Source organism: Paracoccus fontiphilus, from assembly GCF_017356265.1.
GTDB classification, from domain to species: Bacteria; Pseudomonadota; Alphaproteobacteria; order Rhodobacterales; family Rhodobacteraceae; genus Paracoccus; species Paracoccus fontiphilus.
The window spans coordinates 84397-100851 of record NZ_JAFNAW010000001.1; the positions used below are offsets into that span (position 1 = coordinate 84397).

Below are 16455 nucleotides of genomic sequence, written 5' to 3' on the forward strand. Positions count from 1 at the left end.
CTTTGTGCTGTGGAGGGTCTTCGCATGATCCCCGCCGCTACCGTCCCGCATATCCCCCAGACCGCCTGCACACCCGATGCGCCTTGCTGGGTGTCCGGGCTCGGCTTCCGCCCGGTCGAGGACACCGGCACCGCCTGCGCGATCAACGACGCTCCGATGGGCGGCAAGGTGACATGCGCCAGCGCCCTCGGCGTCCTGCTGATCGCCTGCGAGGCCGAGCAAGCCTCCGCATGGGGCATGGTGGACTATCCGCCCGCCCCGGTGCCGGTGCCTCCGTCGCTGGTCCTGCTGATCGTGGCAGTCGGCGCGCTGTTCGCCCGGCCGATGTGGCGCGCGATGGGACGGCTGGAAACCTCAATCTCTGAAATCAGGGGCGTCGGTCCCGGAAAGTGCGGGTGGCCGTGATGGCAACTCCTATTCAATGGCAGCAATCCCCCGACTGGAATGACGCGGACATCTGCGACGACTTCGGCCTCTACAGCATCCTCGATGGCGTCTTGTTCATCGGCCACGATGGCGACGGGACGCCCTACGACAGCGAGGAAGCCGCCAAGGCGGCCGCACAGGCTGATTGGGATGCCCGCGTCGCCCGTCTGAAAGGCGGTGCAGCATGATCCCGCACATGATGGACCAGTTCCGGCAGTCGCAGGCTGCCCAGGTCGAGCCTAGCCGCATTCTCCACGCCGAGATCAAGCGCACGGTCCAGTGGCAGCTTTACCATGGCACTGAGCCGCGCGAGGCGGTCTTTGTGGCGACGCAGCACCGTGATGGCGATCTCATGGTTCGCTTGGTGCGCGTGCAAGGCGATACTGTCAGCTTTGGACGTCGCGATGCGCTTTGCTTTGAGCAGCCGGTGCGGGCTTGGGAGACTGAGGCCGAGGCAGCGTTTCGGGCGGAGGGCGCAGCATGATCCGCACCCCCATGCCCCCGATCCTCTACCTGGTCGTGCAGGACTTCGGCCCCGGCTTTGGCATCGGCAGCGGCGATGTGACCGGCAGCCGTGACACGGCCTATGACAACTTCGCGGATGCCGCCGAGAGCGGCCGCCCGGTCGCGGTCTGGGAGATCGCCACCCATGGCGGCCTTCCGGTCTGCCTAAAGGACGCCACCGACACCTTTGAGCGCGAACTGCAGAACGTCTGCATCGCCCGCGATCTCGACTGGCCGACCGTGCGCCGGATCGAGGACGCGCCAGCCCTTGCCCTCATGGCGGCGGAATGATGCGCTGTGATGCCTGTAAATTCTGGCAGCAGCCCGACGGCGACGAATGGGAGCCTGTTCGTCAGTCGTTCGGTCGGTGCGCCCGCACCCCGCACGTCGAAGACATGACCCAATGGGCGGACAAAGACGGCCTCTACCAGCGGGTCATGAACGACGAACACAGCGACCGGACAGCAGCCGCAGCTGATGCCTCTGGCTATGCAGCTTGGCTGCTCACCAAGGCGGAACACTTCTGCCCGATGTTCTACGCGGCTGCCGCGCATCCGCAGCCCAATGATGCCCCTTCAAAGGATGAAGCTCAGCAATGAACCAGATTACCCGCAGTGAATTTCTGACGCGCCGCCGCCATGGCATCGGCGGGTCCGACATCGCAGCCATCGTCGGCCTGTCCAAGTTCGCCACGCCCTATGACGTGTGGCTGTCGAAGCGCGGCGAGGCCGTCGAGGAAGATGGCGACAAGCCCTGGCTCTATTGGGGCTCGATCCTTGAGGACGTGGTGGCGCGGGAATACGCCCTGCGCACCGGTGCCAAGGTCCAGCGCGTCAACGCGCAGCTGATCCACCCCGAACATCACTTCGCCATGGCGAACATCGACCGCGCCGTCGTGAACCCGGATATCCGCGGCAACGTCCGCTGGATCGACGGACGGCTGACCACCGACCGGATCCTTGAGTGCAAGACGGCCAACGGCTTTGCGGCCAGCGTCTGGGGCGCCGACGGGACCGACGAAGTTCCCGAAAGCTATCTCTGCCAGGTGCAGTGGTACATGGGCATTACCGGCGCCCGCTATGCCGATCTGGCCGTGCTGATCGGCGGCAGCGATTACCGCAGCTACACGATTGAGGCGCACCCTGAGCTTTTCGCGGACCTGCTGACCGAAGCCGCGGCCTTCTGGAAGCTGGTCGAGGACGGCATCGCGCCGGATCCGCAGACCGTGGCCGACGCGCAGTCTCGCTGGTCGCAGCATGTGAAGGCCAAGACGCACATGGCCAGCGGTGCGGCCGCGCGTGCCGTCGATGACCTTGCCGAGGTCAAGGAACAGATGGCCGACCTCAAGCGCCGCGAGGACGAACTGAAGCTGGTCATCATGGCGGACATGCAGGACGCCGAAGTCCTGACCGACATGGGCGAGCCGATCGCTACCTGGAAGACGCAGACGGCCGAGCGGATCGACACCAAGGCGCTGCGCAAAGACCACCCCGAAATCGCTGCCCTCTACAGCACCGAATCCACGACGCGCGTCCTGCGCCTCAAATCCAAGAAGGACTGACCATGAACACCATGACGCATCAATCGAGCGCGCTGGCGATAGCACCCGAAGGGCAAGCCATTGCGCCGCAGAACCGCCCCTCGATGGGCATTCTGAACCCGACCAACCTGGCCGAGGCGATGGAAATGGCGAAGCTGCTGGCCGACTCATCCATCGTGCCGAAGGACTTCATGGGCAAGCCGGGCAACGTCCTGGTTGCCGTCCAATGGGGCGCGGAAATCGGCTTGGCACCGCTGCAGGCCATGCAGTCGATCGCCGTCATCAACGGCCGCCCGTCGATCTGGGGCGACGCCATGCTGGCCTTGGTTCAAGGGTCCGGCGTGCTGGAGTCCATCGATGAGCAGATCAGCGAAGACGGTCAGGTTGCGACCTGCACCATCCGCCGTCGCGGCCAAGCAAACCCGGTCGTGCGCCAGTTCACCATGGACGAAGCGAAGAAGGCGGGGCTGGCTGGCAAGGCCGGGCCTTGGCTGCAGTACCCGCGCCGGATGCTGCAGCTCCGCGCCCGTGGCTTTGCCCTTCGGGATGCCTTCGCCGACGTGCTGCGTGGCGTTGCCATAGCCGAGGAAGTGCGCGACACGCCTGTCATGCGCGACGTGACGCCCGAGGGTGACGTGATCGAGGGGCCGGCCTCGGCAAGCGCCAAGGTCCGCAACAAGATCGCCGAGAAGAAGGCACCTGCCGTCACTCTGGACGATGTGAAGAAGCGGATCGCGGCCGCCAAGACAGAGGAAGACCTGAAGAAGGTCGGCGCTGACTGCGGCAAGCTGTCGGGCGATGAGAAGGATGAGGCGCGCAAGGCTTACTCCGACCGCCTTGCAGCCCTCAAGGCGCCGGTCGAGCAGCCGAAAGCCGGAACGTCGCTGTCCGACCTGATCCAGAACACCGACAACGGCATCCGCCGCGAGCTGACCAACGGCGCGCCCTATGAGGCAACGCTGAGCTTCTATGCTGACGAGTTGGCCAAGATCCTCGAAGGCGCTCCGGACGAACACGCCGAGATGATGGCCGAGTACGAGAAGATTGTCTCCGAGCGCGACGGCACCCCGGCCTGATCTGCCCGCCGCAACCCGCGTCAGATCGGGTCGCGGCCACCTGCCCGGCTGGTCCTGCCAGCCAGCGCCAGCCGGGCCTTTTCCAAACATCGAGGCACCCCATGCGCTATCAGCCGCAACTCCCCCTTATCATCGATAGCTTCGCAGGCGGCGGTGGCGCGTCCACCGGCATCGAGCAGGCCCTTGGCCGGTCGCCCGACGTGGCGATCAACCACAGCGTCAATGCGCTCGCCCTGCACGCGGCCAACCACCCCGAAACGCTGCACCTGGACAGCAACATCTGGGACGTGGACCCGCTGACCGTTACCAACCGTCGCCATGTCGGCTTGCTGTGGGCCTCACCCGACTGCAAGCACTTCTCGAAGGCCAAGGGCGGCGCACCCCGCGACCGCAACATTCGCGATCTGGCATGGGTCGTGGTGAAGTGGGCCGAGGAAGCCAAGCCCGACGTCATCTGCATGGAGAACGTCGAGGAGTTCGTGACCTGGGGCCCGGTCGACAACGACGGCCAGCCGATCAAGGAGTTCGCGGGCCAGACCTTCAAGTTGTGGGTCAAGCGGTTGCGCAAGGCCGGCTACAAGGTCCAGTGGCGCGAACTGCGTGCCTGCGACTATGGCGCACCGACGATCCGCAAGCGCTGGTTCCTGGTCGCGCGCCGCGACGGGCGCCCCATCGTCTGGCCGAAGCCGACGCATGGCAACCCGGTCTCGGCCGAGGTCCGCAACGGCAAGCTGCTGCCGTGGCGCAGCGCAGCCGAGTGCATCGACTGGTCGCTGCCATGCCCCAGCATCTTCGACACCGGGGCCGAGATCATGGCTAAGCACGGCCTGCGCGCCGTCCGCCCGCTGGCGGGGAACACGCTGGCCCGCGTGGCGCGCGGCATGAAGCGCTATGTCATCGAAGCCGACCGGCCCTTCCTGGTGAACCTGACGCATGGCGGGCGGGTCGAGGACGCAGCCGAGCCGTTCAAGACGATCACCGGGGCGCACCGGGGCGAAAAGGCTGCGGTGGTGCCGTCGCTGATGAGCCTGAAGGGCACGGCCCGCCGCGACAGCGCCGCAACAGTGCCGCACCCGACCGTGCTTGCTGGCGGCGGGCACAGCGCTCTGGTCGCCGCGAGCATTCAGCGCTTCAATAGCGGCGCGACCGGTCAGGACGTGCGCGACCCGCTCGCAACCGTCACAGCGAACAGCTGGATCAAGAAGCCGGGTGGCGCAGCGCCGCTGGGCATCCTCGCGCCCAACCTCGCCAGCATCGCGCATGGCTACAGCGGCGGGCGTCGGGAGTATCCGCTATCCGATCCTCTCGGCACCGTCACGGTCGGCGGCATCCAGCATGCGGTGATCTCGCCCTTCCTTGCCACCATGCGGAACAGCCAAAAGCCGTGGCAGGGCGCGGATGAGCCCGCGCACACGATCACCGCCGGCGGCGCAGGGCTGACTGTCGTCGCCCCGGTCCTGACCCATGCCCAGCAGGGCGGCCGCAACCGCGATGCTCGCGATCCGCACCACACCATTTGCGCCAGCAGGAAGGATCAGAACAGCCTGATCGCCGCAACGATGGTGCAGACCGGCTATGGCGAACGGCAGGGCCAAGCGCCCCGTGCGCTGGACGTGGCCGCGCCCCTTGGCACGATAGTTGCGGGTGGCGCGAAGCATGCGCCCATCGCCGCCTTCCTTGCCCAGCACAACAACGACAGCCGCCGCATCGGTGGCGTGAACCCCGGCCGCCGGGCAGATGAACCGATGGCGACGATCACGTCGACGGGCAGCCACCAAATGCCGGTCGCGGCATGGATGGCCAAGTGGTACGGCACTGATCAAGATCCGCGCATCGGCGAACCGATGCACACGGTCACGACAAAGGACCGCTTCGACATCGAGGTCGCGCAGCTGGCCGTGCCGCCCTTCTCGACCGAGCACGAAGCCCGCGCCCGCCAAGTGGCCGACTTCCTCCGCGCCCATGACGCATGGGACGGCGGCGAGTTCGTCACCCTGACCGTCGAGGGCGCGACGTTCGTGGTTGTAGACATAGGCATGCGGATGCTGACCCCGCGCGAACTGTTCAACGCGCAGGGCTTCCCGGCCGACTATGTGATCGAGGGCGTCTGGGAAGGGCTGGACACTGACACGCCTCACTTCCGCACTTTTCCGAAGGACGTGCAGGTCAGCTGCTGTGGCAACAGCGTCTGCCCGCCTCTGGCCGAGGCTCTGGTGGCCGCGAACTGCGGGCATCTGGCAGTCGAGGAACGCGAGGAGGCGCAGGCATGAACGCCCCTGCCCGCCCCAAGTCTAACACCAGCAAGGCGCTGTTCCGCGCACAGTCGGGGCGCAGCCGCGCCTCGGCTCCGACGCTCTATGACGAGCTGCCCACGCAGCGAAAGCCGGATCCCGAGCGCCGGGCCCATGACTTCTACCCCACAGGCCAGCCCGAGGCGATCAGGGGCTTGCTGGAACGCGACGGCGACGTGATCCGGGCGTGCGGATCGGTCTGGGAACCGGCCTGCGGCGATGGCGCCCTGGTCAAGGAAATCCGAAACGCTGGAATCCCCTGCTGCGCGTCTGACCTGATCGAACGGGGCTGTCCGGATAGCTGGACCGCCGATTTCTTCACCTGCTTTCGGTCGCGCGGCCGGGCGATTATCACCAACCCGCCATATTCGCTGATCAACGCGCGCGACGGTCACGGCCGCTGGCTGCGGCACACGCTGGACATGCCCGGCTGGGACTATCTAGCGCTGCTGCTATCGTGGGACTGGCCGGCGGCCAAGGCCAACGGCCTCGGCGAACTGATCGACGCGCGGCCGTTTTCCTACTGCTACCTGTTGCGGTGGAAGCTGGACTTCACCGGGGAAGGCAGCCCACCGCAGCGCAACGCCTGGTTCGTCTGGCGGCGCGGCTGGCAGGGCGAGTCCGCGCTGCGGTTCATGGATAAGCCGAAGGGTGATGCGAGGCAGGAAGGACTTTTCTGATGGGCAGGCACCAACACATCCAACCGTCAACCCTACCCGATCGCGTGAACCTAGAGCCGCGAATCATCGCCTATGTCGGCTCGGCCACGTTGTGCCAGATGCTCGACGTCAGCGAGAGTACTCTGTGGGAGTGGGTCCGCAAAGGCCTGCTGCCGCGCCCGGTGAAGATCGGGGTTTCCTCGCGTTGGAAATGGGCTGATGTTGAAAAGCACATCGCGCCTCAAATCGAGGGCGATGACGATCCGATCTTGAGGGCGAGCCGTGGCGGCTGATGTGAGGCTTGAGCGATACGTCCAGCGCAAGATCCGGGCAGGGCGGGAGTTCTTCTATTTCCGCGTGGTTCGCGCTGGAAAGGAGACGCGGACGCCGCTGCCGCATCCCTTCTCGGCCGAGTATCGGACGGCCTATGACGCCGCTCACCGGGCCGTCTTCGGCTCTGCGCCGGGTGCGGCAGAAAGCCCCACCGGCGTTGCAGCCATGACGCGCCAACACCGGGAAAGCGAGAAGTACAAGAAGCTTCCCTCTGCCTCGAAAACCTTGCGGAACTTGGCACTGGCCCTGATGGATGAACGGTGGGGCAAGTTCGAGGCGGCAGCCATTCGGCCTGTCCATGTGCAGGCCCTCTATGACAGCTTGGCTGCGCGGCCCGCGACCGCCAACCGCCGCTTGGACGACATCAGCGCAGTCTTCGGATGGGGCAAGCCCCGCGGCTTTGTCGATGCCAATCCGTGCAGCCGGATCGAGCGGGTGCAGAGCGAGGGGACCTATGAACCCTGGCCGGAGGAGGCGCTGGAAAAGCTGCTCAGTGAAGGAAAGCCCGAGATCGTCAAGGTGGCCTTGGCTGCGGTCTATACCGGCCAGCGCCGGGGTGATGTAACTCAGCGGCTCACCGATCACAGTATCGACGGCGGGACGTGGTATCTGCAACAGGGCAAGACTGGCAATGCCGTGCCGGTGCCACTGCATCCTGTAGTTCTGGCGATTCTAGAAATTGAGCGGGCCGCACGGCGCAAAGCCGGGATGGTCGATCCGCGCCGCCCACTGCTGACCAACTCGCGCGGGAAACCTTGGACGACCAGCGGCTTCGGGGCGTCCTGGCGGACGGAACTTATCAGGCTGGGGCTTCGGCCAGCGAGAAATGACGAATATGAGGAAGGTGCATTTGCCCCGACCTTCCATGGCCTGCGGCATACGAACGCGACACAGATCGCCACTGCAGTCGCCCGCAATGCGGAAGTTTTCGGCGGCATTCAGCGCGTGAAAGCCATGCTGGGGCACCTGTCCGAGAAGATGGCACGGCACTACGCAAGACGCGCAGAAGTAGAACATATGAACACCGAAACCCTGCTGCTCATTCCCGAGATTGGGAACACGCCAGCTTGGATTGGGAACACAGCGGAGGAATGACCTGCTAAGTGCTTGAAATATGGTGGGCGGTGAGGGACTCGAACCCCCGACATCTTCGGTGTAAACGAAGCGCTCTACCAACTGAGCTAACCGCCCGCCGGGCTGCCTTCTAGCGTCCCCCGCCGCCCTTGGCCAGTGGCAACTTCGACGGCCGGAAGAATGTCGTGGTGTCCGGCCCGGATGACGTGCAGGGCTCCCTGCGTTTGGCAGGCCGGGTGGACATCGGCCAGCGGCTTGCCGGTCGCCAGGGCGCAAAGCATCGCCAGCGCCATGCCGTGGGTCACGATGATCGCAGGGCCGGGCAGGTCGGCCAGAACCGCCGACAGCCGGGCCTGCAGGCCGGACAGCCCTTCGCCCGACGGAGCGCGGTCATACCATTCGTGCGGACGGCCGGCGAAGGCCTCCGGGATATCGCGGCGCAACTCGGCCAGCAGGCGCCCCGTGAAGGCGCCGACGTCGATCTCGGCCAGGCGCGGGTCGGTGTCGAAGTCCCGGCCGAACAGGATCTGCGCCGTCTCGACCGCGCGGCCCAGGGGGCTGCACAGGCGCGCCGCCCGCACCCCGTCGACCAGCGGCCGCAGGGCTGTCGCCTGCGCCCGGCCAAGCTGGGTCAGGGGCGAATCCAGCCGTCCCTGCAGGCGCCCTTCGGCGTTCCAGCGGGTCTGTCCGTGCCGGATCAGATACAGGTCGGGCAGGTCCATCAGCCGATGATGCCCGAACCCGTGAACAGCGCGGGCAGATCGACCGTGTCGCGGCGGTTCAGCGCATCGGCATGGTCGCGCAGGAACGCGTCGGCGGCGGCCTGCCCCGCCAGCTTCATCCGCGCCAGCAGGCCGGGTCCTGGGGTCAGCTTCGACCGGGCGTTCAGGTCGTTCATCAGCGTGTCGTCCAGGATCATGTGGATCAGCGGGTTCTTCATGGGGCGGTTGTGCAGCCGATCCTCGGCATACAGGCGCTTGACGAAGTTGATCGCGCGCAGGTCGCTCATCAGCGAGGCGTTGAAGCTGACCTCGTTCATGCGGTCGGCGATTTCCACCGGGGTCTTGGGAAGACCCTCTCGCATCAGGGGATTGATGTTGACGATGACGATGTCGCGCGGCAGGTGCGGCGCATAAAGGGGAAACATCGCCGGATTCCCGGTAAAGCCCCCGTCCCAGAACGCCTCGAGCCTGCCGGTGTCCGGGTCGCAGATTTCGACCGCCCGAAACAGGTTCGGAAGGCAGGCCGAGGCCATCACCGCCTCGACCGTCGCCGCCGCATTGGTGAAGACCCGGATGCGCCCGGTCCGCACGTTCGTGGCCGCGACGAACAGTTGCGGGCCCCGCGCGTTGCCGAAGTCGGGCCAGGGCAGCTCGCGCAGAACGGAACCCAGCGGGTTCACGTAGAACGGGCCATAGTCGTAGGGGCTGAAGACGCGCGTCAGGTTGTCCAGCCATGCGGCGGGCGAGAACAGCTCGGTCAGCCGGTCCATGCCGCGCGGCGTGGGGATCAGCGAATGCATCCAGCGCACGATGCGGTTGTCGCTGATCCGGCCGACCTGCGCCCAGAGATGGTCGAGGTTCTCGCGCGCCGCGCGCCGCCCTGCCCGTCCCCCGTGGCGCGACAGCCCGGCCTTCAGCGCCGCCCCGTTCAGGGCGCCGGCCGAGGTGCCGCTGATGGCCGAGATCGTCAGCCAGTCCTCGTCCAGCAGACGGTCGAGCACGCCCCAGGAAAAGGCGCCATGCGCCCCACCGCCCTGCAAGGCCAGGTTTATCCGCTTTTCTTCCATCACCGTTCCCGCTTTCTGCAGGTGCAGCATAGCGGCAAGGTGCGCTGAATCCATCCTTGCGGGCGGATCAGTCCTCGGCGTTCGCCTCGGCCCGGCTCTTGCCGGCGACGTCCAGGGCCAGCGTGGCGGCCATGAAGGCGTCCAAGTCGCCGTCCAGGACGCCCTGCGTGTCGCTGGTTTCCTCGGAGGTGCGCAGGTCCTTGACCATCTGGTAGGGGTGCAGGACGTAGGAGCGGATCTGGTTGCCCCAGCCCGCGTCGCCCTTGGCGGCGTGCTGGGCGTTGATCTCGGCGTTGCGGCGGTCCAGTTCCATCTGGTAGAGGCGCGACTTCAGCGCGGCCATGGCGTTGGCGCGGTTCTGGTGCTGCGACTTTTCCGACGACGTCACCACGATGCCGGTCGGAAGGTGCGTGATCCGCACGGCCGAGTCGGTGGTGTTGACGTGCTGCCCGCCCGCGCCCGACGACCGGTAGGTGTCGATGCGGATGTCGCGGTCGGGGATGTCGATCTCGATGTTGTCGTCCACGACCGGATAGACCCAGACGCTGGAAAAGCTGGTATGGCGGCGCGCGGCGCTGTCATAGGGGCTGATGCGGACCAGGCGGTGCACGCCCGATTCCGACTTCAGCCAGCCATAGGCGTTGCGCCCGCTGATCTTGTAGGCGGCGCTGCGGATGCCCGCCTCGTCCCCCGACGTTTCGGACAGAAGCTCGACCTCGTAGCCCTTCTTCTCGGCCCAGCGCACATACATGCGCGCCAGCATCGACGCCCAGTCGCAACTTTCCGTGCCGCCCGCCCCCGCGTTGATTTCCAGGAAGGTGTCGTTGCCGTCGGCCTCGCCGTTCAGCAGGGCCTCCAGTTCCTTTTGCGCGGCCATCTCGGCCAGGGCCTTCAGGTTCGCCTCGGCCTCGGCCACCAGCTCGGGATCGCCCTCGGCCTCGGCCAGCTCGACCATCTCGGCATTGGCGGACAGGTCGCCGTCGATCCGGCGATAGGTCTCGATCGCGTCCGACAGGGCCTGGCGTTCGCGCATCAGCTTCTGCGCGCGGGCGGGATCGGACCACAGGTCGCCCGCCTCGATCATGGCGTTCATCTCCTCCAGCCGGTGAGGGGCGGTCTGCCAGTCCATCCGCTGCCCCAGCAGGGTCAGCGAGCGTTTGATGGCCTCGATGGTGGACTGCGTCTCGGCGCGCATGGCGGAATCCTTAAGGCTGGCGTCAGGTCAGGGGTGATAACGCGGGCCGCCCCGCGCGGCAAGGGTCGGGGTCCCGTGCAACTGCGCCGCCCCGCCGGGCGTTGCGACACAAGCGTCACCGAATCGTCACACTGCCGTCATGACACATCTTCAGGACCTGTTTCAGCCGCTGCAATCCATGCCCTTGCCGGTGGTGGCGATGCGGCTTGCGCTTGCCGTGGTGCTTGGCGGCATCATCGGGTGGGAGCGGGAAATCAGCGCCCGGGCGGCAGGCCTGCGCACCCATATGCTGATCTCTCTGGCGGCGGCCATGTTCACGATTGTCGCGATGGAGCTGACGCATTTCCCCGTGGAGGGGGACGACACGCTCCGGATCGATCCCCTGCGCCTGATCGAGGCGGTGACCGCAGGCGTGGCCTTTCTTGCCGCCGGCTCGATCATCTTCAGCGGCGGCAGCGTGCGCGGGGTGACGACGGGCGCCTCCATGTGGCTGGCGGGGGCGGTGGGCCTTGCCTCGGGCACGGGGAACGGGCTGCTGGCGGTGATCGGCGCGGGGCTGGCGGTCGTCATCCTGTGGATGGCCCGGTTCATCAGCACGCCGGCCCATGCAAATAGAAAACGCCAAGCAAAAGATAATATAAAAACGCCCGAGTGATTTATTGAACGAATCGAAAATATAAACAATCATTCACCCATTATATTTTCGAAGGCGTTTGGTAATGGGTGTTTCAGGTCATATCCGGCGCGAATCCGCCAAGCATCCGTCCTGCAGCGAGGAAATCGGCAATGCGCTGGAACATGCCTGGTGCCCGGTGCTGTGTTCCGTCCTGTTTTCACTGGCCCTGGCGGTTCCCGATCCCTCGCACGAGGCGCTGACAAGCGTGATCGAGAATACCTGGCGCGATACCGCGGGCATGGTCGCCGCAGGGGCGACGTTGGTCATGTTCCTGTTCCTGCCGGCGATCCTTCATTCGGCAGCCCGGCACGCGCTTCATACGCCCCGCCATTTCGGCCCGCATTGCAGGCTGGTCGAGCCGATCATCCTCGCCTGGGTCGGGCGGCTTCCGCTGATCGCCGCCATTGCCGCCCTGGTGCATATCCTGGCGGGACAGGACGACATCACGACCTTCGCACGCGGTGCCATCCTCGTGGTGCTGCCGGTCCTTCTGTTCTTCGTCCTGACCGGGCTGCACGTCTTCGGCCAGGGCCGGTGGCGCGATGGCCGGACGGGACGGCTGCTTGCGCCGCTCTGGGGCCTGTATCGCCGGGTCGAGGCCCTGGGCGAAAGATACCATGTCGCGGTCTGCGTCGCGGCGGCGGTCCTGCTGCTGGTGATCGGCATCCATCCCCCCATCGCGGCATGGCTGGGCCCGATCACCGTGGCCGCGCTGTTCGTCGCGGTGGCGGCGATGGCGCTGGCGGGCCTGACGCGGATGTCGTCGCGGTTCAGCTATGGCCGCATCCCCCTGATCCTTGCCGTTGTCGGGCTTGGCGTCGCCGCCACCGGCAGGACGGGCAGCGCCGTCTTTCTTGCGGCGATGCTGATCTATGGCCTTGCGTGCTTCATCCATCCCGGCAAGGCATCGCGCGGTGAACGCGGGCTTGCGCTTGTCCTGCTGCTGACGGCGGCGGCGATCAGCTTCTGGGCCTTCCGGAACCACCGCGTCTGTCCGTCGCTGGCCGGATGCAACCTGATCGCGGGCGTGGCCGCCCCTGCCCCGCAGGAATTCCGGTCCTCCTTCACCGCCTGGCAGGCCGCCCGCCCGCCGGACCAGGCGAACACCCCGATCCATTTCATCGCGGCCGAAGGGGGCGGATTGTTCGCGGCCTATTACACCGCCATGTATCTGGCCAAACGCAGCGATGCCGAGGGCGAGGATTTCGCCCGGTCGGTCTTTGCCATCAGCGGGGTATCCGGCGGCTCAGTCGGCGCGGCGGCGTTCTGGGCCATCCGCCATTCGGGCATCTGCGCGGTGCCGGACGCGGCGCCCGACTGCCACCAGCAGAAGGTGCGCGAGATGCTGGCGCGCGACTACCTCAGCCCGGTGCTGGCACGCCTGTTCACCTGGGATCTGCTGGACACGGTGCTGCCCGTGTCGTCGCTGGACGCCACCTGGCGGCTGGAGCGGGCGACGCAACTGGAACGCGAACTGGTCCGCCATGCCGGACCCTCGGGCAGCGGCCTGGCACAAGGCCTCGCGTCAAGCTGGACGCCCCCGGCGCAGGTGCCGGCGCTGTTCCTGAACGCCACGCGGGTGGAAAGCGGCAACCGGATCATCCAGTCGCCCTTCGCCACGGCGCAGTCGCCGTTCTATCCCGACCTGCCCCTGCGGATCGAACCCGATGGCGGCGGGGACATCACGGTAGCGACAGGGGCGTTCATCTCGGCCCGGTTTCCCGGCGTCACGGCACCCGCCCGCATCCTGGTGGACGGCGGCGTCCGGCAGTTCGTCGATGGCGGCTATTTCGACAATTCCGGGATCGAGACGATCCATGACCTTCTGCGCCGCCTGCCCGACGACGCGCCCTGGCGGAACATCCGGGTCATCATGCTGACCACGCTGAAGAACGCGGAACCCTACAGGCCCTGCGCCACCGTCGCCCCTCCCGGTCCGTTGGACGAGCCCTACCGGCCATGCGCGCCCGACCGGATGCAGGGCCCGCTGGGCGCCCCGGTCACCACCTTCCTGGGCGCCTGGCATTCGCGGATGCAGATGTCGCGCCACCGGGCGGCGGATTACTGGGACACGACGCGCAGGCAGCTGAACAGCGACCAGGCGGTGCCGATCGTCCAGTACCTTCTGCCGCTGAACGGGCACAACTACACCGTCAGCTGGTACCTGAACCAGAACACCTTCTGCGGGATCGAGAAGGACCTGAACGATCTGCTGCTGGAAGGCTATCGGCAACGCAAGCTTTCCCACCGCGCCCAGGCGCTGAACGGCGAAGGGCCGCGCTGTCAGTAAAGCCCGCCCGAGGACATGGTCCCGAAGTCGGTCTGCCGGGGGATCACCTTGCGTTCCCCGGTCGAGGTGGTGATGGCGGTCCCCGCCCCCGAACCGGCCCCCGCCTGCCAGGGCAGGACGACATTGCCGTCGCCGAAGCCCGACACGATCAGCGGCGATCCCCAGTCCGGGTCGGTGCCGTCGCGGAAATACTCGGCCACGACGTTGGGGCCGGAAGCGTCGTCCGACAGCCGCTGCCCGGTCGTGCGGTCGATCTTGACCCAATAGCCGCCCGGCGGGACGGCGAACTCAGTGCCGCCGAATTCCGCCACGGCCTTGCGCATGAAGGCGTTGAACACCGGCACGCACAGCGTCCCGCCATAGGCGTTGGAGCCCAGCGTGCGCGGCTGGTCATAGCCCAGATAGCAGCCCGCGACGATGTTCGACGAATAGCCGATGAACCACACGTCCTTGGCGTCGTTCGTGGTCCCGGTCTTGCCCGCGATCGGCACCGGCAGATCGACCCCGCTGCCCGACCCGCGTTCCACCGCGCCTTCCAGCATCGAGGTCAGCTGATAGGCCGTCACCGCGTCCATGACCCGTTCGCGGTTGGTGTCGATCACCGGACCCTGACCCGCCGGCAATGCCTGCTGGCCGCAGGTCTCGCAGACCCGCTGGTCGTGGCGATAGATGGTGCGCCCGCGCCGGTCCTGCACGCGGTCCACCAGCGTCGGTTCCACCCGCTCGCCTCCGTTGGCGAACATGGCATAGGCCGCGACCATCTTGAACAGCGTGGTTTCCTGCGCGCCCAGGGCGTTCGCCAGGAACGGCTTCAGGTCGTCATAGACGCCGAAGCGTTCGGCGTATTCGGCCACCCGCTCCATCCCGATGTCCTGAGCGATGCGGATGGTCATCAGGTTCCGCGACATCTCGATGCCGGTGCGCAGGGGCGTCGGCCCGTAGTGCTTGCCGCTGGAGTTCTTGGGCTCCCACAGCCCATAGGGCGTGTTGATGCTGATCGGCTCGTCCACGACGATGGTGGCGGGGGTGTAGTTGTTGTCCAGCGCGGCGGCATAGACGAAGGGCTTGAAGGACGATCCCGGCTGGCGCTGCGCCTGCGTCGCGCGGTTGAAGACCGACGACTGGTAGGAAAAGCCGCCCTGCATCGCCATGACGCGGCCCGTGTTCACGTCCATGGCCATGAAGCCGCCCTGCACCTCGGGGACTTGGCGCAGGGTCCAGCGAATGAAGCTGCCGTCGCCGTCCTGCGTCATGGCGCGGACCAGCACCACGTCGCCCACCGCGACCAGATCGCCCGCCACCTGCGCGCGCGGGCCAAGCCGCCCGTCGGGGCCGCGCTTGCGCGCCCATTGCACGTCCTTGGCCGGGATCCAGTGGCCGTCCGCGTCTTCCTCGATCCCTTCGATGCCGATGCGGGCGTCGCTCTCGCCCACCTCCAGCACGACGGCGGGGTGCCAGCCGGGAATGTCGCGCGGAACCTGCGCCTGCCACAGGGCGCCGCGCCATGCGGCCTCGTTCCCCAACTGGTCGGCCGGAATCGTTTCGCGCGTGCCGCGCCAGACGCCGGTGCCGCGGTCGTAATCCTCCAGCGCCTCGCGCAGCGCGTCGGCCGCCGCCGCCTGCAGATCGGGCGAGACGGTCGCGCGGATGGTCAGCCCGCCGCCGAAGAATTCCTCATTGCCGAACTGGGCTGACAACTGGCGGCGGATTTCGTCGGTGAAGTAATCGCGCGGCGGCAGTTGCTGCTGGAACGCGGGATAATCGCCGTTCTGCACCGATTTCAGCGGCAGCGTGGCCTCGGCCTCGTAGGTCGGCTCGTCGATATAGCCGTTCTGCCACATCTCGCGCAGGACATAGTTGCGCCGTTCCGTCACGCGGCCCTTGGCGCGCACGGGATGGTAGCGGCCAGGGGCCTGCGGCATGGCGGCCAGCATCGCGGCCTCGTGCGGGGCAAGCTCGGCCAACGACCTGTTGAAATAGGTCTGGGCGGCTGCGGCGACGCCGAAGCTGTTCTGGCCCAGGAAGATCTCGTTCAGGTACAGTTCCAAGATCTGGTCCTTGGACAGCGTGCGCTCCAGCCGCGAGGCCAGGATCAGTTCCTTGACCTTGCGTTCCACGCTGCGGTCGGATGACAGCAGGAAGTTCTTCATCACCTGCTGCGTGATCGTGGACGCGCCCCGCACCGACGATCCGCGCGATGCCACCGCTTGATAGGCCGCGCCGATAATGCCGCGCACGTCATAGCCGGGGTGGTTGTAGAAGTTCTTGTCCTCGGCGCTGATGAAGGCGTGCTTGACCAGGTCGGGGATCTCCTCGATCGGGACGAACAGGCGGCGTTCTTCCGCGAACTCGTCGATCAGCATCCCCTCGCCCGAATAGATCCGGCTGATGGTCTTGGGCGTGTACTGGGCCAGCGTTTCGTGGCTGGGCAGGTCGCGCGAATAGATCCAGAAGATCGCGCCCAGCGTCAGCGCGATGAAAAAGCTCGCGGTGACGAACCACGAGAAGATGGCACCGAAAAAGGACAGGATGGGGCGCAGCAAGGACATGGGCCTTTCGTGGACTTGGCCCGTCTATAGCCTTGCCTGCCGTTCCGGTCAAA

General features: G+C 66.6%; 17 protein-coding genes and 1 tRNA gene. 13 read left to right on the top strand and 5 right to left on the bottom strand.

Going from position 1 to position 16455, the window contains the following annotated elements; translation table 11 throughout:
- Window positions 1-24: 24 nt before the first annotated feature.
- The 11 genes from J0F76_RS00485 (at window position 25) to J0F76_RS00535 (ending at window position 7924) form a co-directional block, all read left to right on the top strand.
- A complete protein-coding gene (locus J0F76_RS00485; RefSeq protein WP_207464504.1) occupies window positions 25-405 on the top strand; it encodes a hypothetical protein in 381 nt (126 codons plus the stop codon).
- Window positions 405-614, top strand: a complete 210-nt coding sequence (locus J0F76_RS00490; protein WP_207464506.1) for a hypothetical protein — start codon at window positions 405-407, stop codon at window positions 612-614. Before J0F76_RS00485 ends, J0F76_RS00490 begins: the two co-directional genes overlap by 1 nt.
- Window positions 611-910, top strand: coding sequence for a hypothetical protein (locus J0F76_RS00495; protein WP_207464507.1), 300 nt, complete (start codon window positions 611-613; stop codon window positions 908-910). The genes J0F76_RS00490 and J0F76_RS00495 overlap by 4 nt, the downstream gene beginning before the upstream one ends.
- On the top strand, window positions 907-1221 hold the full coding sequence (locus J0F76_RS00500) for a hypothetical protein (protein WP_207464509.1): 315 nt from the start codon (window positions 907-909) through the stop codon (window positions 1219-1221). The genes J0F76_RS00495 and J0F76_RS00500 overlap by 4 nt, the downstream gene beginning before the upstream one ends.
- Window positions 1218-1529, top strand: a complete 312-nt coding sequence (locus J0F76_RS00505) for a hypothetical protein (RefSeq protein ID WP_207464511.1) — start codon at window positions 1218-1220, stop codon at window positions 1527-1529. The genes J0F76_RS00500 and J0F76_RS00505 overlap by 4 nt, the downstream gene beginning before the upstream one ends.
- Window positions 1526-2491 carry a YqaJ viral recombinase family nuclease gene (locus tag J0F76_RS00510; protein WP_207464513.1) on the top strand — a complete coding sequence of 322 codons (966 nt, stop codon included), beginning with the start codon at window positions 1526-1528 and terminating at the stop codon, window positions 2489-2491. The genes J0F76_RS00505 and J0F76_RS00510 overlap by 4 nt, the downstream gene beginning before the upstream one ends.
- 2 nt (window positions 2492-2493) lie before the next feature.
- Window positions 2494-3546, top strand: a complete 1053-nt coding sequence (locus tag J0F76_RS00515) for a recombinase family protein (RefSeq protein ID WP_207464515.1) — start codon at window positions 2494-2496, stop codon at window positions 3544-3546.
- 101 nt (window positions 3547-3647) lie between these two features.
- On the top strand, window positions 3648-5816 hold the full coding sequence (locus J0F76_RS00520) for a DNA cytosine methyltransferase (protein WP_207464517.1): 2169 nt from the start codon (window positions 3648-3650) through the stop codon (window positions 5814-5816).
- A complete protein-coding gene (locus J0F76_RS00525) occupies window positions 5813-6517 on the top strand; it encodes a hypothetical protein (protein ID WP_207464519.1) in 705 nt (234 codons plus the stop codon). Before J0F76_RS00520 ends, J0F76_RS00525 begins: the two co-directional genes overlap by 4 nt.
- Window positions 6517-6789 (top strand): helix-turn-helix transcriptional regulator, encoded by a 273-nt coding sequence (locus tag J0F76_RS00530; RefSeq protein ID WP_242689892.1) that lies wholly within the window; start codon window positions 6517-6519, stop codon window positions 6787-6789. Before J0F76_RS00525 ends, J0F76_RS00530 begins: the two co-directional genes overlap by 1 nt.
- On the top strand, window positions 6779-7924 hold the full coding sequence (locus J0F76_RS00535; RefSeq protein WP_207464527.1) for a tyrosine-type recombinase/integrase: 1146 nt from the start codon (window positions 6779-6781) through the stop codon (window positions 7922-7924). The genes J0F76_RS00530 and J0F76_RS00535 overlap by 11 nt, the downstream gene beginning before the upstream one ends.
- Window positions 7925-7944: 20 nt before the next feature.
- On the opposite strand, the gene J0F76_RS00540 is transcribed toward J0F76_RS00535, so the two are convergent.
- From J0F76_RS00540 to prfB, 4 genes are all read right to left on the bottom strand, one after another.
- A tRNA-Val gene (locus J0F76_RS00540) sits at window positions 7945-8020 on the bottom strand.
- Window positions 8011-8625 (bottom strand): histidine phosphatase family protein, encoded by a 615-nt coding sequence (locus J0F76_RS00545; protein WP_207464535.1) that lies wholly within the window; start codon window positions 8623-8625, stop codon window positions 8011-8013. Before J0F76_RS00545 ends, J0F76_RS00540 begins: the two co-directional genes overlap by 10 nt.
- Window positions 8625-9692 carry a patatin-like phospholipase family protein gene (locus J0F76_RS00550; RefSeq protein ID WP_207464780.1) on the bottom strand — a complete coding sequence of 356 codons (1068 nt, stop codon included), beginning with the start codon at window positions 9690-9692 and terminating at the stop codon, window positions 8625-8627. Before J0F76_RS00550 ends, J0F76_RS00545 begins: the two co-directional genes overlap by 1 nt.
- A 67-nt stretch (window positions 9693-9759) precedes the next feature.
- Entirely contained in the window at window positions 9760-10887 is a 1128-nt protein-coding gene (gene prfB / locus J0F76_RS00555) for a peptide chain release factor 2 (protein ID WP_207464537.1), read from the bottom strand.
- A gap of 139 nt (window positions 10888-11026) precedes the next feature.
- On the opposite strand from prfB, the gene J0F76_RS00560 reads away from it, so the two are divergent.
- Both J0F76_RS00560 and J0F76_RS00565 read left to right on the top strand, forming a co-directional pair.
- Entirely contained in the window at window positions 11027-11542 is a 516-nt protein-coding gene (locus J0F76_RS00560; protein ID WP_207464540.1) for an MgtC/SapB family protein, read from the top strand.
- Window positions 11543-11606: 64 nt separating this feature from the next.
- Complete coding sequence (locus J0F76_RS00565) at window positions 11607-13853, top strand: patatin-like phospholipase family protein (RefSeq protein ID WP_207464542.1); 2247 nt, start codon at window positions 11607-11609, stop codon at window positions 13851-13853.
- On the opposite strand, the gene J0F76_RS00570 is transcribed toward J0F76_RS00565, so the two are convergent.
- Complete coding sequence (locus J0F76_RS00570) at window positions 13847-16396, bottom strand: penicillin-binding protein 1A (protein ID WP_207464544.1); 2550 nt, start codon at window positions 16394-16396, stop codon at window positions 13847-13849. The genes J0F76_RS00565 and J0F76_RS00570 overlap by 7 nt on opposite strands.
- Window positions 16397-16455 lie beyond the last annotated feature (59 nt).

Coding starts and splice junctions, on each gene's coding strand:
- J0F76_RS00515 (WP_207464515.1), top strand. CDS start 2,494: ATGAACACCATGACGCATCAATCGAGCGCGCTGGCGATAGCACCCGAA.
- J0F76_RS00520 (WP_207464517.1), top strand. CDS start 3,648: ATGCGCTATCAGCCGCAACTCCCCCTTATCATCGATAGCTTCGCAGGC.
- J0F76_RS00510 (WP_207464513.1), top strand. CDS start 1,526: ATGAACCAGATTACCCGCAGTGAATTTCTGACGCGCCGCCGCCATGGC.
- J0F76_RS00500 (WP_207464509.1), top strand. CDS start 907: ATGATCCGCACCCCCATGCCCCCGATCCTCTACCTGGTCGTGCAGGAC.
- J0F76_RS00565 (WP_207464542.1), top strand. CDS start 11,607: ATGGGTGTTTCAGGTCATATCCGGCGCGAATCCGCCAAGCATCCGTCC.
- J0F76_RS00545 (WP_207464535.1), bottom strand. CDS start 8,625: ATGGACCTGCCCGACCTGTATCTGATCCGGCACGGACAGACCCGCTGG.
- J0F76_RS00525 (WP_207464519.1), top strand. CDS start 5,813: ATGAACGCCCCTGCCCGCCCCAAGTCTAACACCAGCAAGGCGCTGTTC.
- J0F76_RS00550 (WP_207464780.1), bottom strand. CDS start 9,692: ATGGAAGAAAAGCGGATAAACCTGGCCTTGCAGGGCGGTGGGGCGCAT.
- J0F76_RS00485 (WP_207464504.1), top strand. CDS start 25: ATGATCCCCGCCGCTACCGTCCCGCATATCCCCCAGACCGCCTGCACA.
- J0F76_RS00530 (WP_242689892.1), top strand. CDS start 6,517: ATGGGCAGGCACCAACACATCCAACCGTCAACCCTACCCGATCGCGTG.
- J0F76_RS00505 (WP_207464511.1), top strand. CDS start 1,218: ATGATGCGCTGTGATGCCTGTAAATTCTGGCAGCAGCCCGACGGCGAC.
- J0F76_RS00560 (WP_207464540.1), top strand. CDS start 11,027: ATGACACATCTTCAGGACCTGTTTCAGCCGCTGCAATCCATGCCCTTG.
- J0F76_RS00490 (WP_207464506.1), top strand. CDS start 405: ATGGCAACTCCTATTCAATGGCAGCAATCCCCCGACTGGAATGACGCG.
- prfB (WP_207464537.1), bottom strand. CDS start 10,887: ATGCGCGCCGAGACGCAGTCCACCATCGAGGCCATCAAACGCTCGCTG.
- J0F76_RS00495 (WP_207464507.1), top strand. CDS start 611: ATGATCCCGCACATGATGGACCAGTTCCGGCAGTCGCAGGCTGCCCAG.